Source organism: Pseudoalteromonas lipolytica (genome assembly GCF_001306915.1).
Lineage (GTDB): Bacteria > Pseudomonadota > Gammaproteobacteria > Enterobacterales > Alteromonadaceae > Pseudoalteromonas > Pseudoalteromonas simplex.
The window spans coordinates 1-578 of the sequence record NZ_LJTC01000055.1 but is presented as its reverse complement, the minus strand read 5'-3'; the positions used below and the strand labels follow the sequence as shown (position 1 = coordinate 578).

Below are 578 nucleotides of genomic sequence, written 5' to 3'. Positions count from 1 at the left end.
GCACGTGCTCCTTCTCGAAGCAGATGCGCTCGTACTTGCGCAGCACCGGGGTGCGGCTCTCACCTATCACGCGGTCGCGCTCGCGGATGGCTGCGGGCACATGGCGGACCTCGTAGCGGCCTGGCTCCCGCGGACGCAGCTCTCCGCGCAGGATCTGGAAGGCCTCGGTGAAGAAGGCACGGATGAAGTACGGCTGCAGCTTGCGGGCCTCGGCCTTCTCCATCTCTTCCTTCACCGCATAGAGCTCATCGAGCCCCATATGCTGCTCAACCAGGGCGTTGCGGCGGATGATCTCGCGCAGGTGGTCGGTATCCAAGGCACCCTCGATCACCTGCTCCAGGCGCGACTTCACCTCGGTCGATTCGCCGTAGCGGATCGCCTCCACCAATAGATCCTTAAGCGAGGTGTTCTCGAAGGCCTCACCGAGGATGTCGAAGACCTTGCCGGCCAGGGCACTCTTTTCCACCTCCAGCTTATCGAACAGCTTCTGGAAGCCGGCGCCTTCGCGGGTCTCGTTGGCCACCAGGTTCCACAGGTGGCAGACCTCCGTCTGGCCGATACGGTGGATGCGCCCGAAG

The 578-nt window shown here is 63.7% G+C and carries 1 protein-coding gene; it reads right to left on the bottom strand.

Features of this window, described 5'->3' with window-relative positions:
* Nucleotides 1–578, bottom strand: a 578-nt coding sequence (locus AOG27_RS21020; RefSeq protein ID WP_161804364.1) for an SWF/SNF helicase family protein, incomplete at both ends; no start/stop codon positions are given.